We start from the raw sequence: 26104 nt of genomic DNA, 5'->3' as shown, positions 1-26104 counted from the left end.
GGCAATGGGGCCGCCATTCAAACGGGGGACCCGAGAGGGCTCGGGAGTGCCTCCAGACAGGATACGATGATGTTCAAAGAAGCGAAAAAGACACTCCAGTGGGGCGAAGAGACGCTGACACTGGAGACCGGCAAGGTTGCGCGCCAGGCCGACGGCACCGTGATCGCCACGCTGGGCGAAACCTCCGTCATGGCCAACGTGACCTTTGCCAAGTCGCAGAAGGAAGGCCAGGACTTCTTTCCGCTGACCGTCCACTACCAGGAAAAATACTACGCCGCCGGCAAGATCCCGGGCGGCTTCTTCAAGCGCGAGGCGCGGCCGACCGAAAAGGAAACGCTGACCGCCCGCCTGATCGACCGCCCGATCCGCCCGCTGTTCGTCCCCGGCTTCAAGAACGAAGTGCTGGTGATGTGCACCGTGCTGAGCCATGACCTCGTGAACGACCCCGACATCGTGGCGATGATCGCCGCATCGGCGGCGCTGACCATCTCGGGCGCGCCCTTCATGGGTCCGATCGCGGGCTGCCGCGTCGGTTTCGAGGACGGCTCCTATGTGCTGAACCCGACGGTCGACGACATGCACCAGCTGCGCAACAACCCCGAGCAGCGCCTCGATCTGGTTGTCGCGGGCACCAAGGATGCCGTCATGATGGTGGAGTCGGAGGCCTACGAGCTGACCGAGGACGAGATGCTGGGCGCCGTGATGTTCGCCCACGAGCAGATCCAGCCGGTCGTCGACATGATCATCGACCTGGCGGAGGAATGCGCGAAGGAGCCCTTCGACTTCACCCCGCCGGATTACTCCGACCTGTTCGCAGCCGTTCAGGCAGCCGGTGAAGAGAAGATGAAGGCCGCCTACGCGATCTCCGACAAGCAGGAGCGTGTGGCTGCCGTCACGCGCGCCAAGGAAGAGATCAAGGCATCGCTCTCCGAAGAGCAGCTGGCCGATGCCAACCTCGGCTCCGCGCTGAAGAAGCTGGAATCGAACGTCCTGCGCTCCGACGTGGTGAAGAACAAGCGCCGCATCGACGGTCGCGCGCTCGATCAGGTCCGGTCCATCGTGTCCGAGACCGGCATCCTGCCGCGGACCCATGGTTCGGCGCTGTTCACCCGCGGCGAAACCCAGGCGCTGGTCGTGACCACGCTGGGCACCGGCGACGACGAGCAGATGATCGACGCGCTGCAGGGGACCTACAAGTCCAACTTCCTGCTGCACTACAACTTCCCTCCGTATTCGGTTGGCGAAGTGGGACGTGTCGGCTCCCCGGGTCGTCGTGAAATCGGCCATGGCAAGCTGGCATGGCGCGCGCTTCAGGCCGTTCTGCCCGCAGCGACCGATTTTCCCTACACCATTCGCGTGGTGTCGGAGATTACGGAATCGAACGGGTCCTCCTCGATGGCTTCCGTTTGCGGCGGGTCGCTGTCGATGATGGACGCGGGCGTGCCGCTGAAGGCGCCGGTGGCCGGCGTCGCCATGGGTCTCGTGCTCGAGGATGACGGCTCCTACGGCATCCTGACCGACATCCTTGGCGACGAGGATCACCTCGGCGACATGGACTTCAAGGTCGCAGGCACCGAGAACGGCATCACTTCGCTGCAGATGGACATCAAGGTCGCGGGCATCACGCCGGAGATCATGAAGACCGCGCTGGCGCAGGCCAAGGACGGCCGCCTGCACATCCTGAACGAGATGTCGAAGGCGATCACCGAGGCGGGCGCGTTCTCCGAGCACGCGCCGCGCATTGAGACGATGAACATCCCGACCGACAAGATCCGTGAAGTGATCGGCTCCGGTGGCAAGGTCATCCGCGAAATCGTCGAAGTGTCGGGCGCCAAGGTCGACATCAACGACGATGGCGTGATCAAGATCGCGTCCCCGAACGGCGAAGCCATCCAGAAGGCCTACGATATGATCTACTCGATCGTGGCAGAGCCGGAAGAGGGCCAGATCTACAAGGGCAAGGTCGTGAAGATCGTCGATTTCGGCGCCTTCGTGAACTTCTTCGGCAAGCGGGACGGGCTGGTGCACGTCTCCCAGATCGAGAACCGCCGTCTGAACCACCCCTCCGACGTTCTGAAGGAAGGTCAGGAAGTCTACGTGAAGCTTCTGGGCTTTGACGATCGCGGCAAGGTGCGTCTGGCCATGAAGATGGTCGATCAGGAAACCGGCCAGGAACTGGCGAAAGAAGAAGAGCAGGCCGAGTAAGGCCCCAAAACGGGGCGGGGAAACCCGCCCTGCGGATTGTTGCGCGGGCGGCCCGGGGGCCGCCCGTTTTTCGTCGCCGGGGACAGGGGATTTGCCGCCTCCGGTTTCGGTCTCGACTGTCGGCGCGCGCCATGCGTGCCTTGGGCCAGTGCAAATCGCGCAACCTGCCCCGAAGGGCAGGGCAATCTTTGCCTCCCTGGGGCTGGCGGCGGTTCAGAAATTATTAACCTGTTTCCCGCATCGTGGTCCCATCGGACCGGAATTCGGATCACCGGAAATTTCTACACCGGAACAACCGTTCAGCCTCCAGAAAACCACTCACGGAACCGCCTCACAGAACCGCTTGGGGCCCCGGATCAGGTGCCGGGGCCCGACCGCCGGGGTCAAAGTGCTTTGTCCTACCCTGATTGCGCCGACGACCACGAACTGTCCCGAACGCGCCCGACCGTGTTTGCCACCGGCCGTTCAGTGGTGTACCCGGCCTGCCATGCTGGTGCTCGAAAACATCATTTCCGACCGTGGCTCACGCTACGCGGTTTCCGGAGGCGCTTGCGCGTCGGAGGCCGAAGCCGCCGCTTTCCTCAAGGAACTGAAGCGCCGAAAGAAGTTCGCCAGGGCCACGCACAACACATGGGCCTGCCTGCTGGGCTCCGGACCGCTGAAAAACGACGATGGCGAAAGCGGCGCCGGCATGGTGATCCTGCGGATGCTCGAACGCGAGAACGTCACCAACCAAATCGTCGTCGTCACCCGCTGGTACGGTGGCAAGCATCTCGGCGGCGACCGCTTCCGCCATGTGCAGGAAGCAGTTCGCCAGTACCTCGAAGCGCTCTGAGACTTCCCGCCGGAAGACGAAACGGCCCGCGCGCGGCTGCTTCTTGGACCTAATATCTCCGGGGAGTCGCGTCCTTGCCGCGGCGGGGGCAGAGCCCCCCATGCGCCCGAAGGGCGCAGAGCCCCCATGCGCCCGAAGGGCGCGCCGGTCGCTCGTGTTAGCACGCGAAATAACCAAAGCCGCAGACAAAAAAAGGCCGGGCAAAAGCCCGGCCCAGTCCAACAGGGAGGTGCATATGATTACCCGCATATGCGACGGGATTCCTTGGGATGGCCCGTTACCCGGCCAGCGGCAGAGCAAAGGGATTCGCATCCTTGGACCTGCATATATGCCGCCTGCTCCGGGATGGAAGGGCGACCTAGGTCGCTTACGTGACGAATTTCATGAAACCAGCCGGTATCCGCCGGACTCGGTCACCAGAAGTCTTGCGTTTGACGGGTCGGGTTCGATCTTTTGACGCAGGCGGTAGATGTGCGTCTCCAGTGTGTGGGTCGTGACACCCGCGTTATAGCCCCAGACCTCGTGCAGCAGCGTGTCGCGCGGCACCACGCCATCGGTCGAGCGGTAGAGGAACTTCAGGATGTTCGTCTCCTTCTCGGTCAGGCGGATCTTCTTGTTGTCGTCGGTCTCCAGCATCTTCATCGCGGGCTTGAAGGTGTAGGGCCCAACGGTGAATACCGCGTCCTCGGATTGTTCATGCTGGCGCAGCTGGGCCCGGATACGGGCGAGAAGCACGGGAAACTTGAAGGGTTTGGTCACGTAATCGTTGGCGCCCGCGTCGAGCCCAAGGATCGTGTCAGCGTCTGAATCGTGCCCGGTCAGCATGATGATCGGCGATTTGATCCCCTGCTTGCGCATCAGGCGGCACAATTCGCGCCCGTCGGTATCGGGGAGCCCGACGTCGAGAATGATCAGGTCGTAGATCTGTTCCTTGGCGCGCATCATGGCCGTGGCGGCGCTGTCCGCCTCGAAGACCTCGAAATCCTCGGTCATGATCAATTGCTCGGCCAGAGCCTCGCGCAGGTCTTCGTCGTCGTCGACCAGCAGGATGTTTCGCAGTTGCGCCATCGTGATGCTCCCGTGAAGTGTGGTTGCCTTTCCGGGCAGATGGCGGCAAGCAGGGGCGCTGACAAGGAATGTGCCAGAGGTCTCACGGTCTCGTGTCCATAAGAGGCTTTTGTTACAGGATTGTCCGGGGTTTGCAACGGAAACGGGATGGGGCGACGCCATGGGACCGGATCTGAACGAGACGCTGGCGCGCGCGCGCGGGGATCTGCGGATGGGTGTTCCGGTCGTGCTGTCGGGGGCCATCGGTACGGTTCTGGTGGCCGCGGCAGAGACGCTGCCCGCCGCCCGCCTGACAGAGGTTCTGGCGCTCGGGTCCTGCGATCTCGCGCTGACGGACCGGCGGGCCGAAACCTTGAAGGCGCGCGCCTATGACGGCGATCTCGCCCGGGTGATCGTGCCGAATGACGCCTCCATGGCGTGGGTCCACGGGCTTGCCGACCCGTCAGAGGACCTTTCCCAGCCATTGAAGGGCCCTCTTGCAACGCGGCGCGGTGGCGACGCGAACCTGCACCGGCTCGGTATCGCGCTTTGCAAGGCGGCACGGCTGCTGCCTGCCGCTCTGGTGGTCCCTGTAAACGCGGGCTTTGCGGGGGAAAACGGTCTGGTCGAGATCGTGGCGGAAGCCGCGGCCCCGCTCATGGCGGCCCTGCCGGCACTGGATCACGTCGTCTCCGCCCGCGTGCCGTTGCGCGCGGCGGAAAACGCCCGCCTGCACATCTTCCGTCCCGCCGACGGCTCGGACGAGCATTACGCCATCGAGATCGGGCGCCCCGACCGTGCAAAGCCCGTGCTGGCGCGGCTGCATTCGGCCTGCTTTACAGGCGACCTGTTGGGATCGCTGAAATGCGATTGCGGTCCGCAGCTGAACGCGGCGCTGGCGCAGATGGGTCAGGAGGGGGAGGGCGTGCTGCTCTACCTCCAGCAGGAGGGACGCGGCATCGGGCTGGCCAACAAGATGCGCGCCTATGCGCTGCAGGATCAGGGGTTCGACACGGTCGAGGCGAACCATCGGCTTGGGTTCGAAGACGACGAGCGAGACTTCCGTCTCGGTGCTCAGATCCTCGGAAAGCTCGGCTTTGGCGCGGTGCGGCTGATGACCAACAACCCGGCAAAGATCGCCATGATGGATGCCTCAGGCATCAAGGTGACGGAGCGCGTGCCGCTGAAAGTGGGCCATTCCGCCCATAACGCCCGCTACCTCGCCGTGAAGGCGGAGAAATCGGGTCACCTGTTCTAAAGCGTATTCTGGCGCTTGTTCTGGCTTCAGGCGCGGGGCAGGCTGGCGCTGGAGGTGCCCGCCATGCCCTTGTTGAACCGCGTCGATCCCTTTGGGCACATCACGGCCCACGCGGCGCGTGGCACCCGGATGGGCAATCGTGGCATTCTGCACGACGAAGCCGGGACCGTAGTCCGCATCCACGCGCACCAGAACTGGGTCTGTTGCCTGACCTCCTTCAAGGGGCGCAAACGCGCGCTGATGCAGCCGGGGCATTACACTGAATTGTTCTTCCTCGACGAGGCGACGGCACTCGCGGCGGGGCACCGCCCCTGTGGGGAATGTCAGCGGGACCGCTATCGCGCCTACGCTGGGCTCTGGGTCAAGGTACACGCACTGCCCGAAGGCGTTCCGGTTCCGCGCGCCATTGACCGCGCCTTGCACCGGGCGCGGATCAGTCACCGCAGGAAGGTGACGTTCGAAGCGAAGGCGTCGGACCTCCCGGAGGGCACCATGGTGGCGGTGGCGGATGTGGCCTTTCTCCTCTGGAAAGGCCGAGTCTGGCGCTGGTCGTTCGAAGGCTACACAGAGGCGGACGCGTTGCCGCTCACGGTCACCGTACTCACGCCCGCGCCTTCCGTTGCGGTGCTGCGGGCGGGATACGTGCCAGAAACATGCATCCCGCCTTGAACCCGACGGGCCGCGGCCCCATTCTCCGGACAAAGGAGACCTCCATGCATTATTCCCTGCTCGACCTCGCCCCCGTGCCCGAGGGCGCGACCACAGCCGACGCGCTGCGTAACACGGGCGAGTTGGCGCAACACGCCGAGCGGCTCGGCTACCACCGCTACTGGCTGGCGGAGCACCACAACATGCCCGGCATCGCCTCGGCGGCGACCGCCGTGCTGATCGGTCATGTGGCCGGGCTGACCAGCACCATGCGCGTGGGCGCCGGGGGCATCATGCTGCCAAACCATGCGCCTCTTGCGGTGGCAGAGGCCTTCGGCACGCTGGCCACACTTTACCCCGGCCGGATCGACCTCGGTCTCGGGCGTGCACCCGGCGGCGATCACGCGGTGATGCAGGCACTCGGCGTACACCACGAACGGGCGGAAAACTTTCCAAACGAGGTGGCGGAGCTGGGGGCGCTGCTTGGCCCGCATATCGAGGACCGCGCCGTGCGCGCCCATCCGGGCGAGGGTACTCAGGTGCCGCTCTGGATCCTCGGCTCATCGCTTTACGGTGCGCAGGTGGCGGCGGCACTGGGGCTGCCCTACGCCTTTGCCTCGCATTTCGCACCCGGGGCGCTGGAACAGGCCTTCGAAGTCTACCGCCGCTACTTCCGCCCCTCGGCCACGTTGGAAAAGCCGCACGCCATGCTGGCGGTGAACCTCTTTGCCGCAGAAACGGAGGCCGATGCGCGCCGCCTGCGCACCTCCATGCAGCAGGCCTTTTACCGGCTGCGCACGGGCGCACCGGGGAAGCTCCCCGCGCCGGTCGATGACCTGTCGTCGGTGGTGCCCGCCGGGGCGATGCCCGCGTTGAACGAAGCACTGCGTGTTACCGCCGTGGGCGACCCTGCGCAGGTCGAGGCGCAGCTGCGCGGGTTGATCGACACCCATCGACCGGACGAGGTGATCCTGACTGGCAACATTCACGACCACGCCGCGCGGATGCGCGCCTTCGAAATCGGGGCGGAGGCCATGACCCGCATCAACCGGGCCGAGGCCGCCTGATGGTGTCCTCCGCCGACATGGTCCTGACGCGCCAGGGGATGCGGTTCGCGGGGCGGCTCTGGCCCTGCAGCATCGGGCGCGGCGGGGTGACGACTCGCAAGCGCGAGGGTGACGCCGCCACGCCTGCCGGTGTGCACGCCATCATGGGGATGCTCTACCGTCCTGACCGCATCGCCCGCCCGGTCCCCTGGGCGCAGCCGATCCGGCCCGGCGACCTCTGGTCCGATGATGCGGGCGACGGGCGGTACAACCAGCTGGTTCGTGCGCCCTACGGCGCCAGCCACGAAGACCTGCGGCGGGCCGATCCGCTTTACGACCTTGTGCTGTTGACCGACTGGAACTGGCCGGAGGCGACGCCTGGCCACGGCTCGGCGATCTTCCTGCACCGCTGGCGCCGTCCCGGGTTTCCGACCGAGGGCTGCGTCGCCTTCCGCCCCGACCACCTGCGCCGCATAGCGCGTGCGATCACGTCCGACACCCGCCTTGTCGTGCCGTGGGCGCTCGCCTGAGATTGGCGGGCTCCCCGGGGCAAGTCCCAGGTAAGGAGCAGGGTCGCCCTTGTTTCTGCGTAGTGCAAGTATTCCTGGGTGAGGCCGCAGGCCGAGGGGCTGCGCCCTTTTTCAGTATGCGGACTCGCGCGGCGATCCGAAATCTATTTCACGAACAGCATCCGGGGCCGGTCGCACAGGCACTCCGGTGGCCCGCTTTCGCGGATCACGATTGATTCGGTGATTTCCAGCCCCCAATTCTCCATCCACAGCCCCGGCATGAAGTGGAAGGTCATTCCGGCCTCGAGCACGGTTTCGTCCTCCGGCCGGATGGAAATCGTCCGCTCGCCCCAGTCAGGCGGGTAGCTCAGCCCGATCGGGTAGCCGGAGCGCGCGCCGCGCGTGATGCCATGCCGCGCCAGCGTGGCGTTCAGCGCATTGGCGATGTCGCAGGCCCGGTTTCCGGCGCGGGCGGCGTCGAGGCCGGCGGCGATACCTTCGACCAGCGCCTCCTCCGCGTGGCGGATGTCATCCGGTGGCGTGCCGAGGTAGATCGTCCGGCAGAAGGGCGCGTGGTAGCGCCGCACGCAGCCCGATATCTCGAAAAATGTGGCCTCGTTCATCGCAAAGGGCTTGCCGTCCCATGTCAGGTGCGAAGCGGAGGCATCCGCCCCCGAGGGCAGCAGCGGCACGATGGCGGGATAGTCGCCCCAGTGTCCTTCGGCGCCGCGGATCGCGTCGCGATACGCTTCGGCCACCACCTCGTTCTTGGGCACGCCCGGTTCGACGCGCTCCACCAGCCCGTCGATGATCTTTTCCGAAATGCGCGCTGCCCCCCGCATGTAGGTCAGCTCTTCGTCGGATTTCACCGTGCGCTGCCAGTTCACCAGCGCGGTGGCGTCCTCGAAATGCGCGTCGGGCAGGGATTTGCGCAGCACCAGCCAGGCCTTGGCGGAGAAATAGTAATTCTCCAGTTCCAGGCCGATGCGCGCGGCGCCGAGGCCGAGATCGCCCAGCCGCCCGGCCAGGTCCTGCATGGGGTGGCGTTCGGTCGATTGGATATAACTGTCGTCGTAGCGCGCGATGCGGTCGTCAGCCATCCAGACGGTGCGCAACGCACCGGCCCCGTCCATGTAACGGCCCCACCAGATCGGGTCGGCATCCGGAAAGACCAGCACGCCCTGGTGCACGTAGAAGGACCAGCCGTCATACCCCGTGATCCACGCCATGTTGGAGGGATCCGTCACAAGCAACACGTCGAGGTCCGCCAGCGCCATGGCGGCACGGACCTTTGCGAGGCGGCGGGCGAATTCGGGGCGGGTGAAGGGCAGGGCCTTGGGAAGATGCATGAAACGGGCTCCTTTCTCCTCTCCACCAAACCGGAAAGCGGCCAGGCTGGCTGTCGGAAAGCGACACGGAATGACGCAAGCGCATTCCGACGCTGCATTTTTCGGCAGCGGTGCAGCGCTGTCGCACATCCGTGGCAGGCGGGCGAATCGCCTGCCGTCAGGACGCTGACATCCGGGATGTACCGGGGCAGGGCGACAGATGCCGCCCATGGGCGAAGTTTGATCGCCGTGCTGCCTCGTCTGGCCGAAAAACGGGCGCTGGACATAAGTCCGGGTTTGCCGATGCCGCCATGCCGCCATGCTCCCGAACCGACGCGCGTCGCCAGCCGCAGGCCATTCGCCTGAACCCCTCCCCCGGACCCGCCGAATGCTGCGTATGATGCCGTTTTTATGACCGGAAGTGCCGGAAACGCGCAACGTTTGGGCTGCTTCGGGGAGGATGCTTGCAGTTGCGCCCCCGGTCCGGTTTAATCCGGGGACGAGACAGCGGACAAATCCGCGGGACATAACACGGGGAGCCAACCTTTGGCTGATGGATCGAACGGCGATGCGTTCGTCGCCTTTGAGCGCGTTCAGAAGAGCTACGACGGCGAAACGCTCGTCGTGAAAGACCTCAACCTCTCCATGCCGAAGGGCGAGTTCCTGACGATGCTCGGCCCGTCGGGGTCGGGCAAGACCACCTGCCTCATGATGCTCGCGGGCTTCGAGACCGCCACCCACGGCGAGATCAAGCTTGACGGGGTGTCGATCAACAACATCCCGCCGCACAAGCGCGGGATCGGCATGGTGTTCCAGAATTACGCCCTGTTCCCGCACATGACGGTGGCGGAGAACCTCGCCTTCCCTCTCGAAGTGCGCAAGCTGGGCAAGTCGGAGCGCGAGGCGAAGGTCAAGCGCGCGCTCGACATGGTGCAGATGGGCGCCTTTGGCGGCCGCCGTCCGGCGCAGCTTTCGGGCGGTCAGCAGCAGCGGATCGCGCTGGCGCGCGCGCTGGTCTTCGAGCCGGAGCTTGTTCTGATGGACGAACCGCTCGGCGCGCTCGACAAGCAGCTGCGCGAGCACATGCAGTTCGAGATCACCAATCTGGCGCACAGCCTCGGGATCACCACGGTCTACGTCACGCATGACCAGACCGAGGCCCTGACCATGTCGGACCGCGTCGCCGTCTTCAACGACGGACGCATCCAGCAGCTCGATCCGCCGGACGTCCTGTACGAGGAGCCGAAGAACAGCTTCGTCGCGCAGTTCATCGGCGAGAACAACACGCTCGAAGGCGTGGTGCAGGAGATCCGCGGCGACACCTGCGTGGTGAAGCTTGACGATGGCGAGGTGATCGACGCCACTCCGGTGAATGTCACGCAAGTGGGCGAGCGCACGAAGGTTTCCATCCGGCCCGAGCGGGTCGAGATCGACAGATCCCGCCTCCAGCCCGGCGCGCATACGCTGAAGGCGGAGGTGTTGGAGTTCATTTATATGGGCGACATCTTCCGCACGCGTCTGCGGGTCGCGGGGAACAACGACTTCGTGATCAAGACGCGCAACGCGCCCGACCAAGTGAAGCTTTCGCCCGGCACGATGATCGACATCGGCTGGTTGCCGCGCGACTGTCGCGCGCTGGACGCGACCTGAGATCAGAATGCCTCCGCGCGTGCCGCAGAGGCGCGCCCGGAAGGACGACCAAGGGGCCGGAACAATAATCCGAACACCGGACCTATCGTTAACGGGTGTTATCAGGGAGATACACATGACACTCACGAAAACGCTGCTGGCGACGACCTGCCTGACCTTCGTGGCGGGTATTGCCGGCGCCGAGAGCCACGGCAACATGGCCGACAGCATGACCATCGTCAGCTGGGGCGGTGCCTATCAGCAGTCCCAGATCAAGGCCTACGCCGAGCCCTACATGGAAGCCAACCCCGGCGTGACCATCACCTGGGACGAGTCCTCGAACGAGGCCGTGGCCAAGCTGCGCGCTCAGTCCGAAGCCGGCAACATCACCTGGGACCTCGTGGACGTCGAAGGCCCCGACAGCCAGCGTCTGTGCGACGAAGGCCTGGCGATGGAGATCGACTTCAACGAGGTATTGGCGGAGGGCGACGATGGCTCTTCGGCCGAAGACGATTTCGGCCCGTCGGTGATCAACGAATGCTTTATCCCGCAGATCGTCTTTTCCACCACCTTCGGTTACCGCACCGACGTGGCGGAGTGGAACGGCGCGACCCCCGACAGCGTCTGCGCGATCTTCGACACCGAGACCTTCCCCGGAAAGCGCAGCCTCGAAAAGCGCCCCAAGAAGAACCTCGAATGGGCGCTTCTGTGTGACGGCGTGGCGAAAGACGACCTTTATGACGTGCTCGACGAGGACGGCGGCGTGGAGCGCGCGCTGGCCAAGCTCGACACCATCAAGGATCAGGTCGTCTGGTGGTCCGCTGGCGCCGATACGCCGCAACTGCTGGCCGATGGCGAGGTCGTCATGGGCTCCACCTACAACGGCCGCCTGTTCTCTGTCATCGAGGAGCAGAAGCAGCCGGTGGCGATGCTGTGGGACTACGAGGTCTTCGACTTCGACGGCTGGATCATCCCCGCCGACCTGCCGGAGGACCGCCTGAACCGCGTGCTCGATTTCGTGAAGTTCGCCACCGACACGCAGCGGCTGGCCGATCAGGCGAAGTACATCTCCTATGGTCCGGCGCGTGCCTCCTCGCAGCCGCTGGTGGGGCAGCACGCCGACCTCGGCATCGACATGGCACCGCATATGCCGACCAACCCCGCCAACCAGAAGAACTTTCTGGTGAACAACATCGAATGGTGGTCGGACAACCAGGACGACGTGGAATCCAAGTTCCAGTCGTGGCTGGTAAAGTGATGTGACCCTGCGGCGCGGCCTTCGGGCCTTGCCGCGACGCATCGCAGGCGCGGGGGCAGGAGGCCCCCGTGACCCAAAGGCGGTACTCCGGGCGAACCGGGACCGCACGCACGGCGGCGTGGATGACGAACCCACACCGCACAAAGGGAGTTCGTAAATGACCCTGAAAAAGATCCTCACTGCAACCACCGCCCTGACCATGGCTGCAACCGGAGCCTATGCCGAAAGCCATGGCAACATGGCCAACGAGATGACATTGGTCAGCTGGGGCGGCGCCTACCAGACCAGCCAGCAGAAGGCCTATCTCGAACCCTACCTCGAAATGCACCCCGACGTCTCCGCCGTCTGGGATGAATCCTCCGCCGAGGCCGTGGCCAAGCTGCGCGCCATGAGCGAGACGGGCAATGTGACCTGGGACCTCGTGGACGTGACCGCCGCCAGCGCGATCCGCCTCTGCGACGAAGGTCTGGCGATGGAAATCGATCCGGACGAGGACCTTGCAGCGGCTCCAGACGGCACCTCCGCCGAGGATGATTTCGGCGACCTGATGGTGTCGGACTGCTTTATCCCGCAGATCGTCTATTCGACCACCTTCGGCTATCGCACCGACATGGTGCCCGAAGGCGCCGAGCCGCCGAGCGAAATCTGCGATGTCTTCGACCTCGAAACCTACCCGGGCAAGCGCGCGCTGGAAAAGCGGCCGATCAACAACATGGAATGGGCGCTTCTGTGTGACGGCGTGGCCAAGGACGACGTCTACGACGTTCTGGAGACCGAGGAAGGTCAGGATCAGGCGCTGGCCAAGCTCGGCACCATCAAGGACCAGGTCGTCTGGTGGAACGCCGGTGCCGATACGCCACAGCTGCTGGCCGACGGCGAGGTCTTCATGGGCTCGACCTACAACGGCCGCCTGTTCTCCGCCATCGAGGAGCAGGACCAGCCGATCGCCATGATGTGGGATGCGCAGGTCTTCGACCTGGACGGTTGGGTGGTTCCGGCGGACCTGCCGGAGGACCGCAAGGCACGAGTGATGGATTTCCTGAAGTTCGCCACCGACACGCAGCGTCTCGCAGATCAGGCCAAGTACATCTCCTACGGTCCGGCACGCCAGTCGTCCGCACCGCTGGTGGGCAAGCACGCCGATCTGGGCATCGACATGGCACCGCACATGCCGACCGATCCGGCAAACGCGCAGAACACCTTCCTCTATAACTACGAGTTCTGGGCCGACTATCGCGACGACATCGACGCGAAGTTCCAGGCCTGGCTCACGCAGTAAGGGCAGGGCGGGCCGGGGTTGCCCCGGCCGGCGAGAAACATCCCGCGGCGCGCACCATGCGCGCCGCGGGGCAACCAGAAGAAAACAGGGTGGGACAGATGCCCAAGGGCTATATCATCGGCCATATCACCGTGAAGGACCCGGAAGCCTACCGGGAATACGTCGAACGCGACACGCCGATCCTGCATCGGCTGGGCGGGCGCTTCATCGTGCGCGGCGGGCAGTCCCAGGTGGTCGAGGGCACGGCGCATGACCGCCACGTGGTCATCGAATTCCCGACCTACGCAGAGGCGCTCGCCGCCTACAACGATCCCGATTATCAGGAGGTCGCAGCGATCCGCCATGCCACGGCAGACAGCGTGATCCTCGTCGTCGAGGGCGCAGAATGACCGATACCGCAGCCACCACCGCCACACCCGAGGACACCGGCCCGATGCTGGCCGCCGACGGCACGCCGCTGAAGCGCAGCCTCGCCCGCGCCCTGCGGGCCCAGAAGATGCGCGCGCTTGCGCTGATCGCACCGCTGCTGATCTTCGTGCTGCTGACCTTCATCGCGCCCATCGTCGACATGCTGTTCCGTTCGGTCGAGAACCAGATCGTGTCCGACACGCTGCCGCGCACGACGCTGGCCCTGAAGGACTGGGACGACAGCACGGGCGACCTGCCCGGCGACGACATCTTCTTTGCCGCCTATCAGGACATCTTTCTTGCCGCAGAGGCCAAGACGCACACCCGGCTCGGCACCCGCCTGAACTATGAATTCACCGGCGTCTCCTCGCTGTTCCGCAAGTCGGGTCGCGGGCTGGACGATATCGGAGAGGTCTATCAGGACGCCTTCAAGGATCTCGACAAGGACTGGGACAAGGGCGCGCCGTGGGTCGAATTGATGGGCTCCGACGATTTCGTAGCGGAGGCGCAGGCCTGGGAGAAGGGCGACGCGCTGCCCGAATTCGAACTGCGCGACGGCATGGCCGATCTGCTGCCACTGACGGCCGTGGCCTACGAGGACTTCGCCCGCTTCCAGCGTGTCGAAGAGGAAAAGAGCCTGCTGAAGGAAGAGCCCTGGACGCTGGTCCACACCATGCTCTTCCGCGACCTCCAGGCGCAGGATGTCTCCGGCTACTCCGGCCCGCGCGCCGAAATGCTGAAGGCTGCGGATGCGTTGGTCGATGGCGGCGAACTGCCCCCGCTGGACGTCAGGACCACCTTCGAGAAGATCGACAAGGACTGGATGGACGTGGACGTCTGGGAGACAATCAAGATGTACTCCCCGAACTACACCAACGGCTACTTCCTGAACGCGGTTGACATGCAGAAGACGCCGGACGGCCCGGCATGGCGCGACGATGACGAACGCATCTATGGACTGCTGTTCAAGCGCACCATGTTCATGAGCCTCGTCATCACCTTCAGCTGCATTGCGCTGGCCTACCCGGTGGCATTCCTGCTGTCGAACCTGCCGGCGCGTACGGCAAACCTGCTGATGATCCTCGTATTGCTGCCGTTCTGGACCTCGCTTCTGGTGCGGACCTCCGCGTGGAAGGTGATGCTGCAACAGCAGGGTGTCATCAACGACGTGCTGGTCTGGATTGGCCTTGTGGATGACGCGAACCGGCTGGTGATGATCAACAACCAGCTGGGCACGATCATCGCCATGACGCATATCCTGCTGCCCTTCATGATCCTGCCGATGTATTCGGTGATGTCGACCATCCCGCAGACCTACGTGCGGGCGGCGAAATCGCTGGGCGCGACGAACTGGACAGCTTTCTGGCGGGTCTATTTCCCGCAAAGTGTGCCGGGCATCGGGGCGGGGTCGATCCTCGTGTTCATCCTCTCGATCGGTTACTACATCACGCCCGAGATCGTCGGCGGCACAACCGGCACGTTCATTTCGAACCGGATTGCCTACCACATCTCGTCGTCGCTCAACTGGGGGCTCGCGGCCGCGCTGGGGACGATCCTTCTGGCGGTGGTGCTGATCCTCTACTGGGCCTACGACAAGATCGTCGGTATCGACAACGTGAAGCTGGGGGGCTGAACCATGGCCGTCGAAACGCAAGCCATCAAGAAACCCCTAGGGTTCACCGCCGCCGTGATCGGCGCCTTCGGAGCACTGTTCGGCGTCTTTGTCGGCGCGGCGAACGGGTCGGTACTCGGAGGGATCGTGGCAGGCTTCGTCATCATGGCGGCAGTGGCCGCCGGGGCGATGTCGGTCGACCGGAAGATGGAGGCTCCGGTGAAATGGGGATTCGTCATCCTCATGGTACTGGCGGGGTTCGTGCTGGGCGGGCTGCCGGGCGCCGTGGTCGGCGCGATCTTCGGTTACATCTTCGGCCTGCTGATCTACTGGGTCGGCATGGGCCGCTACCGTGTACCGCTGCCGCCCTACCTGACAGCTGGGCAGGTGCTCTGGCACTATGCCTTTCGCACGATCTGCGGGGCGATCTTCGTCTTCCTGATCACGCCGATCCTGGTGGTGATGCCGTTGTCGTTCAATGCCGAGAACTTCTTTACCTTCACGCCGGAAATGCTGCGCTTCGACCCGGAGGGCTACTCTCTGCGCCATTACCGCGAGTTCTTCCAGTCCTCCGACTGGCAGCAGGCGCTGCGCAATTCGCTGATCATCGCACCGCTGGCGACGCTGCTTTCGGTCAGCTTCGGCACGCTGGCGGCCATCGGCCTGTCGTCCGAGCACGTGCCGTTCCGCCGCGCGATCATGGCGGTGCTGATCTCGCCGATGATCGTGCCGCTGATCATCTCGGCGGCGGGGATGTACTTCTTCTACTCCCGCATCGGCCTGCAGGGCACCCTGGCGGGCGTCGTCCTGGCGCATGCCGCGCTGGGCATACCCTTCGTCATCATCACCGTGACGGCGACGCTGGTTGGCTTTGACCGTTCGCTGACGCGGGCTGCGGCGAACATGGGGGCGAACCCGGTCACCACCTTCTTCCGGGTGCAGATGCCGCTGATCCTGCCGGGGGTGATCTCGGGCGGGCTGTTCGCCTTCATCACCTCCTTCGACGAGGTTGTCGTGGTGCTCTTTGTCGGCTCGGCCAAGCAGCAGACGCTGCCTTGGCAGATGTTCACCGGTCTGCGCGAACAGATCAGCCCGGTGATCCTTGCTGTCGCGACGATTCTGGTGGTGATCTCGATCGGGCTGCTGGCGACGGTCGAAGTCCTGCGTCGACGCTCCGAAAGGTTGCGCGGCATGAGCCCAGGCTAAGACCCTTATAGGTAGCGTTAACCACGCAGCCGGATACCTTGGCAATTTTAGACAGAGAGCGGACGGCAGGGTGGTTAACGCCCTGCCGTATTCACATTCTGCAAAGGAGTGTTGTCGATGCTGGCGCGGCATTCGTCCGAGGAACCCGGCATGAGCCACCATGACACCACCCTGACTCCACAATCCCGCGGCACCTCGAGCAGCGAGGTGCCCTTTGAGGCCGGGGAACTGTTCTTCTCCCGCACTGACAAGCGGGGCGTCATCCAGGAGGGCAATTCGACCTTCCGGCGCATCGCGGGCTACCAGTGGGAGGAACTGAAAGGCGCTCCCCACAAGCTGGTACGCCATCCCGACATGCCGAAGGGCGTGTTCCAACTGATGTGGGACCGCTTCGGGCGGGGGGAGAAGGTCGTCGCCTACGTGAAGAACCGCGCCAAGGATGGCCGCTTCTACTGGGTGATCGCCCTCAGCTGGCCCATCGCGGAGGGCTATATTTCCACCCGGATCAAACCGATGTCCCCGCTGCACGCAAAGGTCGAAGCGATCTACAAGACGCTGCGCACGGCGGAGCAGGAAGAAGGCATCACCCCTGCAGAAAGCGCCGAACGCCTGCTGGAGGCGATCTGCGGACTCGGCTTTTCCGATTACGACGCCTTCATGGGGCACGCCCTGCGGCAGGAACTCGAGTGCAACTCGAAAGCGACGCGCACGACGCTCGGTCCGATGCAGCAGCGCTTCTTTGCGATGTACGACACCATTCTCGAACTCGGCGAAGAAGTCGAGGGCCTAGTGGACGTGATCCGCGCCATCCGTACCGTGCCCATGAACATGCGCATCCTCGCCTCCCGGCTGGAGAATGTCGGCGGTCCGATCAGCGCGATCTCCGTCAACTACAGCCAGATGCTCGAAGAAATGTCGACCTGGATCAAAGACTTCGCCGTTGGGCCGGACTGTACCTTCGCCCGGATCAGGGGACAGATCCTGCGCGGGCAGCTACTGGTCTGCGCGATGGATATCCAGGGTCGGATGGTGGAGGCCTTCGAGAACGATATCGCGGCCGCGCCCGACAAGGCGGCGCTCCAGAGCGACCGTGCAGGCCTTCTGCGCGAGGCTGAAAATTTTCACGAGGAGGCGCAGGAGGCGCTGAAGATCATCGAAAAGGAGGTCCGCCGCCTCAGCCGCAGCGTCCTCGACATGAAGCGCTACGTGACCGGGCTGTCGAGCACCCGCATGATGTGCAAGATCGAGAGCGCGACCCTCGGTGACAGCGACACGGCGCTGGCGGGTATCGTCGAACAGCTCGACGAGCGCCAGAACGAGATCGAGCGACGCCTCGCACGGGTGGTGGAGATGAACACCAACATTCAGGGCCACAGCGCCATGCTCCGAACCATCGCGTGACGCTTCACGCTTTCTAACACGATCCGGGGCAGAGTGCCCCGGCCTTTGTTTCGGGGACACGGCATGACAGAACAACCGGCGCAGTTCACAGCAGACAGTTCATACTCCGGCTCGGAGGCACAGTTCCACCTGTCCGAGCTTTTTCATTCCCGCACGGACGCGCGGGGCGTGATCCAGGCGGGCAACACGGTGTTTCAGCGCGTTGCGGGCTACGAGTGGTCGGAACTGGTTGGCGCCCCGCACAAGATCATCCGCCATCCCGACATGCCGAAGGGCGTGTTCGAACTGATCTGGTCCCGGATCAAGGCGGGCAAACCCACGGGCGGCTATGTGAAGAACCGCTGCAAGAATGGCCGCTACTACTGGGTCTTCGCCCTGATCGCTCCGATCGGCGATGGTTATATCTCCACGCGTCTGAAACCCAGTTCGGCCCTTCGCGGTGAAGTGGAGAAGCTCTACAGCTCCCTGCTCGCCCGCGAAACAGAGGAGGGGCTGAAGCCCACCGAAAGCGCGGAAATCCTGTTGCAGGGGATTACCGACCTCGGCTTCACCAACTACGAATCCTTCCAGAGCCATGCCCTGGCGACAGAAGTCGAGGCGCGGGCGCAACAACTTGGCCGGCAACTCGACCCGCTGCAGCGTCGCTTTCTCGAAATGTCGAAGGCCATCGCGCAGGTGCAGGTAGAAACCTCCGAGATGACGGAAGCTTTCGAGGTGATCCGCACCGTGCCGATGAACATGCGCATCATCGCCTCCCGGCTGGAAAGCGCGGGCGGGCCGATCAGCGCCATATCGGTAAACTACAGCCAGATGCTGGAGGATATGTCGACCTGGGTGGAAACCTTCGTGGAGGGCGAGTCCTGTGTTTTTGCCCGGATTCGGGACGCCATTCTGAAGGGGCAGTTCCTCGGGTTTGCCGCGGGTCTCGTGGATGAGATGTTGGAGACCTGCGAAGGGGAGGAGGGCGGCATCGGCACCCATACGGACGGCTTGTCAGTCCAAGCCGAAGCCGAAATCTGCGCCGAGCTGAAGCGCGGTTTCCTCGAGGAAACCGCGAAGGCCCTCACGGAGGTGGAGGTGGAGGCCAAGCGCTTTGCGCGCAGCGTCCTGGACATGAAGCGTTTCGTGACCGGTCTCTCCAGCACGCGCATGATGTGCAAGATCGAAAGCGCCGCGCTCAATAATTCCGGCACGGCCTTGGCCGGGATCGTCGAGCAGCTCGACGAGCGGCAGGACGAGATCGAGGCGCGGCTGGCCCGCGTGGTGGAGCTGAACTCTGTTGTTCAGAGCAACACGGCGATGTTGAGAACCCTGCTCTGATACGCAACAGGCCCGGTCCATCGGACCGGGCCCTCATGCCGCCACGCGCGAAAGTGTCAGGCGCGCACCAGCTTCTCGTAATCCTCAGCGATCGACCGCGTCAGTGTCCCCACCTCAAAGGTATAATCGCCGATCTGGCCCACCGGGGTCACCTCTGCCGCGGTGCCGGTCAGCCAGCACTGCTCGAAGCCTTCCATTTCTTCAGGCATGATGTGGCGCTCGTGGACCGTAACGCCCTTTGCCTTCAGCATGTCGATGACCGTCTGCCGCGTCAGCCCGTTCAGGAAGCAGTCCGGCAGCGGTGTGTGGACCTCCCCGTCCTTGACGAAGAAGATGTTGGCGCCGGTCGCTTCGGCCACGTAGCCGCGGTAATCCATGAAGAGCGCGTCGGAACAGCCCTTTTCCTCCGCCGCGTGCTTTGACGTCGTGCAGATCATGTAAAGGCCGGCGGCCTTCGCATGGACCGGGATGGTTTCGGGCGAGGGGCGCTTCCAGCGGGAAATGTCGAGCTTGGCGCCCTTCATCTTGGCGTCGCCGTAGTAGTTGCCCCAACCCCAAGCGGCGATGGCCAGACGCACGGGGTTGCGCGACGACGACACGCCCATATCCGGGCCCGCCCCCCGCCATGCCACCGCGCGCACGTAAGCGTCGGTGAAGCCGTTGGCCTTCAGGACCTCCTCCTTCGCCGCTTCGATCTGGTCCACCGTGTAGGGGATCGCGAAATCGAGGCACTGGGCGGAGAAATGCAGCCGTTCCGAGTGCTTGCGCGACAGGAAGATCTTGCCATTGTAGGCGCGTTCGCCCTCGAAGACGGAGGAGGCATAGTGCAGCGCATGCGTCAGGACGTGGACCTGGGCAGAGCGCCACTCCACCAGCTGGCCGTCCAGCCAGATCTTGCCGTCGCGGTCGTCATAGGCCCCGTCTGCCATCGCTTCTCTCCTCGGTGTCCTGCGCTTTTGGCAAAAATTGCGCAACGCGCGTCGCCTGGCGACATAATGTTGCGCTGATCGCGTTCACGGCTAGCAATTGAGTCTTGGAATGTCAACATGCCTGACTTAAAATGCCCGGCAAAACGCGGGATCGAAGGCGGGAGCAGACATGTCCGACGGGCGCACGGTGCAGGGCGAAACGTTGCTGTACCTGACAGACGAACAGCTGCGTCAGGGGGCGGAGGCGATGTTCTTTGCCTACCGGGGTTTCACCGCCGATCCCGACCGGATCCTCGCGGGGCTCAGCTATGGGCGGGCGCACCACCGGGCGCTGCACTTCATCCACGGCGCGCCGGGGACGACGGTCAACAACCTGCTCGCCATCCTTGGCGTGACGAAGCAATCGCTCAACCGCGTTCTGCGCTCGCTCATCGAGGACGGGCTGGTGGAATCCCGTGTCGGCCGTGTTGACAAGCGCGAGCGTCACCTGTTCCTGACCCCCGGTGGCGAGGCGCTGGAACGCGAGCTGTCCGATGCGCAGCGGTTGCGGATGCGCGCTGCCTTCCGGGAAGCGGGGCCGGAGGCGGTCGCAGGTTTCCGGCGCGTGCTGGAGGCGATGATGGACCCTGAGATGCGGCTCCAGTATCAACGGCTCAGGGAGGGCCGGGGATGAGCGAGACGGATGCCCATCTGCTGATCGTCGACGACGACGAACGCATTCGCGGGTTGCTGCAGAAGTTCCTGATCAGGAACGGATTTCTGGTCAGTGCCGCACGCGACGCGGCCCATGCGCGGCGGCTTCTGGCGGGACTCGACTTCGACATGATCGTGCTCGACGTGATGATGCCGGGCGAGGATGGCATCAGCCTGACTGCGGGGATTCGCGAAACCTCCACCGTGCCGATCCTGCTGTTGACCGCCCGCTCCGAGATCGAGGACCGCATCAAGGGGCTGGAGGCGGGCGCCGACGATTACCTCGCCAAGCCGTTCGAACCTAAGGAACTGCTGCTCAGGATCAATGCGATCCTGCGGCGGATGCCGGAAACGGCGGCCTCGGAGGCCGCGCCAAAGCTGCTCGCGCTGGGCGGGATCCGCTACGACATCGAGCGCGGCGAGATGTGGCGCGGCGACGACATGGTTCGTCTGACCGCCACGGAGGCGCAACTGATGCGCATCTTCTCGGCCCGTCCAGGCGAAGCGCTCAGCCGCTCGCGGCTGGTAGAGGAGCTGGGCCGCGACAAGGGGCAGGCGCAGGAACGCGCGGTCGACGTCCAGATCACCCGCCTGCGCCGCAAGCTGGAAAGCGACCCGAAACAACCGCGGTACCTGCAGACGGTGCGCGGAGCAGGCTACATGCTGGCGCCGGACTGAGCGCGCGAGATGTCGGGCAGGGCGCTGGCCCCGGCATCGGATTGTGAGTAACTGGAAAGCAAGGAAGCAAGGAAGCAAGGAAGCAGGGGAGAAGCCCATGGCGACAGCATTGATCACCCATGCGGACGGAATGAACTACGTCACGCCCGATGGCCACCCGGAGCAGGTGGCGCGGCTGGAGCATCTGTTGCACGCCGTGGCGGGGCTGGACCTCAGGCGTGTCGGCGCACGGGAGGCCACGCAGGAGGAACTGCTGCGCTGCCATCCGCAGCGCTACATCGACCTCATCCGCGCCGCCATTCCCGGGAGCGGCCAGCATCAGCTGGATGCCGATACCTGGGTTTCGCCCGGCTCCTTCGAGGCGGCGCTGCGCGCGGCGGGGGGCACTTGTCAGGCGGTGGACATGGTGCTGTCTGGCGAGGTGGCGAATGCCTTCTGCGCCATGCGCCCGCCCGGCCACCACGCGGAGACGGAGAAACCCATGGGCTTCTGCCTGTTCGGCAGCGCGGCCATCGCGGCGAAGCACGCGCTGGAGGCGCACGGGCTGTCGCGCGTTGCGGTGGTGGATTTCGACGTGCACCACGGCAACGGCACGCAGGATCTGCTCTGGGACGAGGCCCGCGCACTTCTGGTGAGTTCGCAGCAGATGCCGCTTTGGCCGGGCACCGGCACGCCGGAGGAACGCGGCGGTCATGACAATGTCATGAACCTGCCGCTGCCGCCGGGATCGGGCGGGGCGGAGATGCGCGCGCGCTACCTCAACGAGGCCTTCCCACGCCTGCGCGCCTTTTCGCCCGAACTCATCATCGTTTCCGCCGGCTTCGATGCCCACAAGGATGACCCGCTGGCACAGCTGGAATGGGAGGTCGAGGACTTTGTCTGGATCACCCGCGAGCTCTGCGCCATCGCGTCAGAGGCGGCGGGAGGGCGCGTGGTCTCGACTCTCGAAGGCGGGTATGATCTGGCGGGTCTGAGCGCCTCGGCGAAGGCGCATGTCGAAGTTCTGATGGAGGCGGGCACATGAGCGAGATAGCTGTCGAAGAGATGTCCTTTGAGCAGGCCATGGCGGAGCTGGAGCGTGTGGTCGGTGCGCTGGAGCGCGGCGATGTGGCACTGGAGGATTCCATCGCCCTTTACGAACGTGGCGCGAAGCTGAAGAAGCGTTGCGACCAGAAGTTGAAGGAAGCCGAAGAGAAGGTCGCCGCGATCACGCTCGACGGCGAGGGCAACCCGTTGGGGACGAAGCCGGTCGAGGGCCTCTGATGATCGCCGACGCGGGCTTTTTGCCGTTCCCGGATGCGCTGGCGCGGGCCGGGGCTCTGTCCTTCGGCCAGATCCGCTCTGCCACCGGCGGCGTGCCCGGCGCGGTGGCAGAGGCGATGCGCTACGCGGTCGAGGGCGGCAAGGGGCTGCGCGCCTTTCTCGTGATCGAGAGCGCGCGCGTCTTCGGCATCGCGCCCGACCGCTCCGCCCCGGCGGCGGGGGCCATCGAGGCGCTGCACGCCTACAGCCTCGTGCACGACGACCTGCCCTGCATGGACGACGACGACCTGCGCCGCGGCAAACCCACGGTGCACCGCAAGTGGGACGAGACCATCGCCGTGCTGGCGGGCGACGCATTGCAGGCGCTGGCTTTCCAGTTATTGGCCGAGGCCGGTTGCGACGCCGACCGCCGGCTGGCGCTGGTGTCGGGTCTCGCGCGGGCGGCGGGATTGCGCGGCATGGTCGGCGGACAGGCGATGGACATCGCCGCCGAGAGCGCCGCAGACCCCCTGACCCTGGCGGAAATCACCGCCCTGCAAGCGGGCAAGACCGGCGCGCTGATCGCCTGGTCCAGCACCGCAGGCGCCGTCATGGCGGGCGAAAGCCCCGAACCGCTGCGCGTCTATGGCGACTGTCTCGGCCTCGCGTTCCAGATCTGGGACGACGTGCTGGACGTCGAGGGCGACGCAGCGACCGTGGGCAAGGCCGTCGGCAAGGACGAGGGCCGCGGCAAGGCCACCTTTGTCAGTCTGATGGGGCCAGACGGGGCGAAACGTCGCGCAGAGGAACTCGTGCACGAAGCCTGCACATCCCTCGATGTATACGGGGAGCGGGCCGAATGCTTGCGGGAGGCAGCCCGCTTCGTTATCTCGCGCCGGAACTGATGCCCGATCTGCGGCCTCGCGCGCTGGCAAACGCGCGAAAACGCATTAGGTCAGGCGGGATTGTGACTTGCGGAGGACCCCATGTCCCAGCGACCCGAAACGCCCCTTCTGGACCGCGTCCAGTACCCCTCTGACCTGAAGGGGATGTCCGACGCCCAGCTGAAGCAGGTGGCGCAGGAACTGCGGGCGGAAACGATCTCTGCCGTCTCCGAGACCGGTGGCCATCTGGGCGCGGGCCTGGGCGTGGTCGAACTGACGGTCGCGCTGCACGCGGTCTTTGACGCGCCGCGGGACAAGATCGTCTGGGACGTGTCGCACCAGTGCTATCCGCACAAGATCCTCACGGGGCGGCGCGACCGCATCCGCACGCTGCGGATGAAAGACGGGCTTTCGGGTTTCACCAAGCGTTCGGAATCGCCCTACGACGCCTTCGGGGCGGCGCATAGCTCCACCTCCATCTCCGCGGCGCTGGGCTTCGCCGTGGCGCGCGACCTCGGCGGCGCGCCGGAAACCGGGCTGGGCGACGCCATCGCGGTGATCGGCGACGGCTCGATGAGCGCGGGCATGGCGTTCGAGGCGATGAACAACGCGGGCCACCTGAAAAAGCGCCTGATCGTCATCCTGAACGATAATGAGATGTCCATCGCGCCGCCCACCGGCGCGCTGTCCTCCTACCTGACCCGCCTCTATTCCGAAACGCCCTTCCAGGATTTCAAGGCCGTGGCCAAGGGCGCGCTGGGCTTTTTGCCGCCGCCCTTTCAGGAAGGGGCAAAGCGCGCCAAGGAAATGCTGAAGGGCATGGCCATGGGCGGCACCCTCTTCGAGGAACTGGGGTTCACCTACCTCGGACCGATCGACGGCCACGACCTCGACCAGCTTCTGCCTCTGTTGCGCACCGTGAAGGCGCGCGCCACCGGGCCGATCCTGATCCATGCGCTCACCAAGAAGGGCAAGGGCTACGCCCACGCCGAACACGCCCCCGACAAGGGTCACGCCCGGGCGAAATTCGACGTCATCACCGGCAAGCAGAAGAAGACGCCGTCGAACGCACCGTCCTACACGCGCGTCTTTGCCGACGCGCTGATCCGCGAGGCCGCGGAAGATCCGCGCGTCGTCGCGGTGACGGCGGCGATGCCCGATGGCACCGGGCTGGATCTGTTTGCGGAGCGGTTCCCGAACCGCTGCTTCGATGTCGGTATCGCGGAGCAGCATGGCGTCACCTTCTGCGCGGGTCTGGCCGCCGGCGGGATGAAGCCCTTCTGCGCCATGTACTCGACCTTCCTGCAGCGCGGCTACGACCAGGTGGTGCACGACGTGGCGATCCAGCGCCTGCCGGTGCGCTTTGCCATCGACCGCGCCGGGCTGGTGGGGGCCGACGGGGCGACGCACGCGGGGTCCTTCGACGTGGCTTACCTGTCGAACCTCCCCGGCTTCACGGTCATGGCCGCGGCCGACGAGGCGGAGCTGAAGCACATGGTCGCCACCGCCGCCGCGCATGACGAGGGCCCCATCGCCTTCCGCTACCCGCGCGGCGAGGGCGTCGGCGTCGAAATGCCGGAACGCGGCAAGCTGCTGGAAATCGGCAAGGGCCGGGTGATGAAGGAGGGCACGCGCGTGGCGCTCCTGTCTTTTGGCACGCGGCTGGCGGAATGTCTCTCCGCCGCCGAGGCGCTCGAGGCGCGCGGCGTGTCGGTCACCGTGGCGGATGCGCGGTTCTCGAAACCTCTGGACGAGGCCCTGGTGCTGCGTCTCGCGCGCGAACACGAGTCGCTCATCACGGTGGAGGAGGGCGCAATCGGCGGCTTCGGCAGCCACGTGGCGCAGTGCCTGGCGGAAAACGGTGTCTTTGACCGGGGGCTGAAGTACCGATCCATGGTGCTGCCGGATATCTTCATCGACCAGGCGAACCCGCGTGACATGTACGCGGTGGCAAAGCTGAACGCCGAGGATATCGAGGCGAAGGTGCTGACCACGCTGGGGGTCGAGGTGATGGACCGTCGCGCCTGAGTTCGCGCCCGGAGTGGGGACGGCCCGCGCCGGGCCCCGCAAATCAGCCCGTTAGACCAGCCCGGCCCAGATCGACAGAACGATGGCATAAAGCGCTGCGCCCTGCAGGTAGCCCCAGAGCGCATAGGCGCCATCGCGCACCATCAGCCCGTACATGATCATCGCCACCGCGCCCGCGCCAAAGCTGGTGACGAAGGGCAGGATCTCCAGCAGCGGCCAGCTGGTGGAAATCACCGCCGTCGCCACATAGGCCGCCACCCGCGCGGCACTCCCGCGGACCAACAGCGACAGCCGGTCGTGACTGTGGCGGTCCATGTAGGCCGCCGGTCTTTGCAGCCAGTCCAGCGCCTTGTTCATCCGTGCCGAGGACAGCGACCGCCGCATGATGAACCCCGGCAGCCAGAGGTGCTTGCGCCCCATCAGCACCTGCACCGTGATCAGCAGGATCACCATCCCGCTCACAGTGGGCATGCCCGGAATGCCCGACAGGGGCGATACGACCAGCACCGAAGGCACCAGGATCACCGCCGGGAAGGAGCGGAAGCCGACCCGCTCCAGCGCTTCCTCAACCGAAACGCTCTCCTCTCCCGGCTCGGGTCGCAGCACCGCGAGCAATTCCACGAGGTTCTCGGGCGGGGGGCTGGAGGCGTCGAACGCCACC

24 protein-coding genes are annotated in these 26104 nt (G+C 65.0%); 20 read left to right on the top strand and 4 right to left on the bottom strand.

The genetic code is table 11. The annotated features are described in order from the left end of the window. Positions 1-69 precede the first annotated feature (69 nt). Both pnp and J5474_RS03375 read left to right on the top strand, forming a co-directional pair. Positions 70-2205, top strand: coding sequence for a polyribonucleotide nucleotidyltransferase (gene pnp / locus J5474_RS03380; RefSeq protein ID WP_209359505.1), 2136 nt, complete (start codon positions 70-72; stop codon positions 2203-2205). Positions 2206-2692: 487 nt separating this feature from the next. Then, on the top strand, positions 2693-3040 hold the full coding sequence (locus tag J5474_RS03375; RefSeq protein ID WP_209359301.1) for a YigZ family protein: 348 nt from the start codon (positions 2693-2695) through the stop codon (positions 3038-3040). A 381-nt stretch (positions 3041-3421) separates the two neighbouring features. On the opposite strand, the gene J5474_RS03370 is transcribed toward J5474_RS03375, so the two are convergent. Beyond that, the gene (locus J5474_RS03370; RefSeq protein WP_209359299.1) at positions 3422-4108 is read right to left on the bottom strand and encodes a response regulator transcription factor; all 687 of its coding nucleotides are present in this window, start codon (positions 4106-4108) and stop codon (positions 3422-3424) included. Positions 4109-4268: 160 nt separating this feature from the next. Between J5474_RS03370 and ribA the strand changes: the two genes are divergently transcribed. From ribA to J5474_RS03350, 4 genes are all read left to right on the top strand, one after another. Continuing rightward, a complete protein-coding gene (gene ribA / locus J5474_RS03365) occupies positions 4269-5345 on the top strand; it encodes a GTP cyclohydrolase II (protein ID WP_209359297.1) in 1077 nt (358 codons plus the stop codon). Positions 5346-5408: 63 nt separating this feature from the next. Beyond that, a complete protein-coding gene (locus J5474_RS03360) occupies positions 5409-6014 on the top strand; it encodes a hypothetical protein (protein WP_209359295.1) in 606 nt (201 codons plus the stop codon). 44 nt (positions 6015-6058) lie between these two features. Beyond that, on the top strand, positions 6059-7060 hold the full coding sequence (locus J5474_RS03355) for an LLM class flavin-dependent oxidoreductase (RefSeq protein WP_209359293.1): 1002 nt from the start codon (positions 6059-6061) through the stop codon (positions 7058-7060). Then, positions 7060-7569, top strand: coding sequence for a L,D-transpeptidase family protein (locus tag J5474_RS03350; RefSeq protein ID WP_209359290.1), 510 nt, complete (start codon positions 7060-7062; stop codon positions 7567-7569). Before J5474_RS03355 ends, J5474_RS03350 begins: the two co-directional genes overlap by 1 nt. A gap of 143 nt (positions 7570-7712) precedes the next feature. Here J5474_RS03350 and J5474_RS03345 read toward each other — a convergent pair whose 3' ends face one another. After that, on the bottom strand, positions 7713-8897 hold the full coding sequence (locus tag J5474_RS03345) for a M24 family metallopeptidase (RefSeq protein ID WP_209359288.1): 1185 nt from the start codon (positions 8895-8897) through the stop codon (positions 7713-7715). Between the two features lie 525 nt (positions 8898-9422). Between J5474_RS03345 and J5474_RS03340 the strand changes: the two genes are divergently transcribed. From J5474_RS03340 to J5474_RS03305, 8 genes are all read left to right on the top strand, one after another. Further along, positions 9423-10526 (top strand): ABC transporter ATP-binding protein, encoded by a 1104-nt coding sequence (locus tag J5474_RS03340; protein ID WP_209359285.1) that lies wholly within the window; start codon positions 9423-9425, stop codon positions 10524-10526. 115 nt (positions 10527-10641) lie between these two features. Continuing rightward, positions 10642-11763 carry an extracellular solute-binding protein gene (locus J5474_RS03335; RefSeq protein WP_209359283.1) on the top strand — a complete coding sequence of 374 codons (1122 nt, stop codon included), beginning with the start codon at positions 10642-10644 and terminating at the stop codon, positions 11761-11763. Positions 11764-11920: 157 nt separating this feature from the next. Further along, entirely contained in the window at positions 11921-13042 is a 1122-nt protein-coding gene (locus tag J5474_RS03330; RefSeq protein WP_209359280.1) for an extracellular solute-binding protein, read from the top strand. A 98-nt stretch (positions 13043-13140) separates the two neighbouring features. After that, positions 13141-13431 carry a DUF1330 domain-containing protein gene (locus J5474_RS03325; RefSeq protein ID WP_209359278.1) on the top strand — a complete coding sequence of 97 codons (291 nt, stop codon included), beginning with the start codon at positions 13141-13143 and terminating at the stop codon, positions 13429-13431. Continuing rightward, complete coding sequence (locus J5474_RS03320) at positions 13428-15083, top strand: ABC transporter permease (RefSeq protein ID WP_209359276.1); 1656 nt, start codon at positions 13428-13430, stop codon at positions 15081-15083. The genes J5474_RS03325 and J5474_RS03320 overlap by 4 nt, the downstream gene beginning before the upstream one ends. A 3-nt stretch (positions 15084-15086) precedes the next feature. Then, positions 15087-16268 (top strand): ABC transporter permease, encoded by a 1182-nt coding sequence (locus J5474_RS03315; protein ID WP_209359274.1) that lies wholly within the window; start codon positions 15087-15089, stop codon positions 16266-16268. A gap of 117 nt (positions 16269-16385) precedes the next feature. Then, a complete protein-coding gene (locus J5474_RS03310; protein ID WP_245216200.1) occupies positions 16386-17669 on the top strand; it encodes a PAS domain-containing protein in 1284 nt (427 codons plus the stop codon). Between the two features lie 63 nt (positions 17670-17732). After that, positions 17733-18989, top strand: coding sequence for a PAS domain-containing protein (locus J5474_RS03305; protein ID WP_209359272.1), 1257 nt, complete (start codon positions 17733-17735; stop codon positions 18987-18989). 56 nt (positions 18990-19045) lie between these two features. On the opposite strand, the gene J5474_RS03300 is transcribed toward J5474_RS03305, so the two are convergent. Further along, positions 19046-19918 (bottom strand): branched-chain amino acid aminotransferase, encoded by an 873-nt coding sequence (locus J5474_RS03300; protein ID WP_209359269.1) that lies wholly within the window; start codon positions 19916-19918, stop codon positions 19046-19048. Between the two features lie 169 nt (positions 19919-20087). On the opposite strand from J5474_RS03300, the gene J5474_RS03295 reads away from it, so the two are divergent. The 6 genes from J5474_RS03295 to dxs all read left to right on the top strand — a co-directional run bounded on the left by J5474_RS03295 (position 20088) and on the right by dxs (position 25443). Continuing rightward, positions 20088-20591: a MarR family winged helix-turn-helix transcriptional regulator gene (locus tag J5474_RS03295; RefSeq protein ID WP_209359267.1), complete on the top strand. Its 504-nt coding sequence runs from the start codon at positions 20088-20090 to the stop codon at positions 20589-20591. Further along, positions 20588-21289, top strand: coding sequence for a response regulator (locus J5474_RS03290; RefSeq protein ID WP_209359265.1), 702 nt, complete (start codon positions 20588-20590; stop codon positions 21287-21289). Before J5474_RS03295 ends, J5474_RS03290 begins: the two co-directional genes overlap by 4 nt. A gap of 97 nt (positions 21290-21386) precedes the next feature. Continuing rightward, positions 21387-22313 carry a histone deacetylase family protein gene (locus tag J5474_RS03285; protein WP_209359264.1) on the top strand — a complete coding sequence of 309 codons (927 nt, stop codon included), beginning with the start codon at positions 21387-21389 and terminating at the stop codon, positions 22311-22313. Then, positions 22310-22552 carry an exodeoxyribonuclease VII small subunit gene (locus tag J5474_RS03280; RefSeq protein WP_209359262.1) on the top strand — a complete coding sequence of 81 codons (243 nt, stop codon included), beginning with the start codon at positions 22310-22312 and terminating at the stop codon, positions 22550-22552. The genes J5474_RS03285 and J5474_RS03280 overlap by 4 nt, the downstream gene beginning before the upstream one ends. Beyond that, positions 22552-23436: a polyprenyl synthetase family protein gene (locus tag J5474_RS03275; protein WP_209359260.1), complete on the top strand. Its 885-nt coding sequence runs from the start codon at positions 22552-22554 to the stop codon at positions 23434-23436. The genes J5474_RS03280 and J5474_RS03275 overlap by 1 nt, the downstream gene beginning before the upstream one ends. Positions 23437-23517: 81 nt before the next feature. Further along, on the top strand, positions 23518-25443 hold the full coding sequence (dxs, locus tag J5474_RS03270) for a 1-deoxy-D-xylulose-5-phosphate synthase (protein WP_209359258.1): 1926 nt from the start codon (positions 23518-23520) through the stop codon (positions 25441-25443). Between the two features lie 51 nt (positions 25444-25494). Here dxs and J5474_RS03265 read toward each other — a convergent pair whose 3' ends face one another. After that, positions 25495-26103: an exopolysaccharide biosynthesis protein gene (locus J5474_RS03265; protein WP_209359257.1), complete on the bottom strand. Its 609-nt coding sequence runs from the start codon at positions 26101-26103 to the stop codon at positions 25495-25497. Position 26104: the final 1 nt, after the last annotated feature.

It is taken from the genome of Sagittula salina (assembly GCF_017813235.1).
Taxonomy (GTDB): Bacteria; Pseudomonadota; Alphaproteobacteria; order Rhodobacterales; family Rhodobacteraceae; genus Sagittula; species Sagittula salina.
Note: the sequence above shows the minus strand (reverse complement) of the source record. Positions and strands in the feature narration are given on the sequence as shown.

Coding starts and splice junctions, on each gene's coding strand:
- J5474_RS03310 (WP_245216200.1), top strand. CDS start 16,386: ATGCTGGCGCGGCATTCGTCCGAGGAACCCGGCATGAGCCACCATGAC.
- J5474_RS03280 (WP_209359262.1), top strand. CDS start 22,310: ATGAGCGAGATAGCTGTCGAAGAGATGTCCTTTGAGCAGGCCATGGCG.
- J5474_RS03370 (WP_209359299.1), bottom strand. CDS start 4,108: ATGGCGCAACTGCGAAACATCCTGCTGGTCGACGACGACGAAGACCTG.
- J5474_RS03355 (WP_209359293.1), top strand. CDS start 6,059: ATGCATTATTCCCTGCTCGACCTCGCCCCCGTGCCCGAGGGCGCGACC.
- J5474_RS03315 (WP_209359274.1), top strand. CDS start 15,087: ATGGCCGTCGAAACGCAAGCCATCAAGAAACCCCTAGGGTTCACCGCC.
- pnp (WP_209359505.1), top strand. CDS start 70: ATGTTCAAAGAAGCGAAAAAGACACTCCAGTGGGGCGAAGAGACGCTG.
- ribA (WP_209359297.1), top strand. CDS start 4,269: ATGGGACCGGATCTGAACGAGACGCTGGCGCGCGCGCGCGGGGATCTG.
- J5474_RS03325 (WP_209359278.1), top strand. CDS start 13,141: ATGCCCAAGGGCTATATCATCGGCCATATCACCGTGAAGGACCCGGAA.
- J5474_RS03295 (WP_209359267.1), top strand. CDS start 20,088: ATGTCCGACGGGCGCACGGTGCAGGGCGAAACGTTGCTGTACCTGACA.
- dxs (WP_209359258.1), top strand. CDS start 23,518: ATGTCCCAGCGACCCGAAACGCCCCTTCTGGACCGCGTCCAGTACCCC.
- J5474_RS03350 (WP_209359290.1), top strand. CDS start 7,060: ATGGTGTCCTCCGCCGACATGGTCCTGACGCGCCAGGGGATGCGGTTC.
- J5474_RS03300 (WP_209359269.1), bottom strand. CDS start 19,918: ATGGCAGACGGGGCCTATGACGACCGCGACGGCAAGATCTGGCTGGAC.
- J5474_RS03290 (WP_209359265.1), top strand. CDS start 20,588: ATGAGCGAGACGGATGCCCATCTGCTGATCGTCGACGACGACGAACGC.
- J5474_RS03335 (WP_209359283.1), top strand. CDS start 10,642: ATGACACTCACGAAAACGCTGCTGGCGACGACCTGCCTGACCTTCGTG.
- J5474_RS03320 (WP_209359276.1), top strand. CDS start 13,428: ATGACCGATACCGCAGCCACCACCGCCACACCCGAGGACACCGGCCCG.
- J5474_RS03360 (WP_209359295.1), top strand. CDS start 5,409: ATGCCCTTGTTGAACCGCGTCGATCCCTTTGGGCACATCACGGCCCAC.
- J5474_RS03285 (WP_209359264.1), top strand. CDS start 21,387: ATGGCGACAGCATTGATCACCCATGCGGACGGAATGAACTACGTCACG.
- J5474_RS03275 (WP_209359260.1), top strand. CDS start 22,552: ATGATCGCCGACGCGGGCTTTTTGCCGTTCCCGGATGCGCTGGCGCGG.
- J5474_RS03345 (WP_209359288.1), bottom strand. CDS start 8,897: ATGCATCTTCCCAAGGCCCTGCCCTTCACCCGCCCCGAATTCGCCCGC.
- J5474_RS03330 (WP_209359280.1), top strand. CDS start 11,921: ATGACCCTGAAAAAGATCCTCACTGCAACCACCGCCCTGACCATGGCT.
- J5474_RS03375 (WP_209359301.1), top strand. CDS start 2,693: ATGCTGGTGCTCGAAAACATCATTTCCGACCGTGGCTCACGCTACGCG.
- J5474_RS03305 (WP_209359272.1), top strand. CDS start 17,733: ATGACAGAACAACCGGCGCAGTTCACAGCAGACAGTTCATACTCCGGC.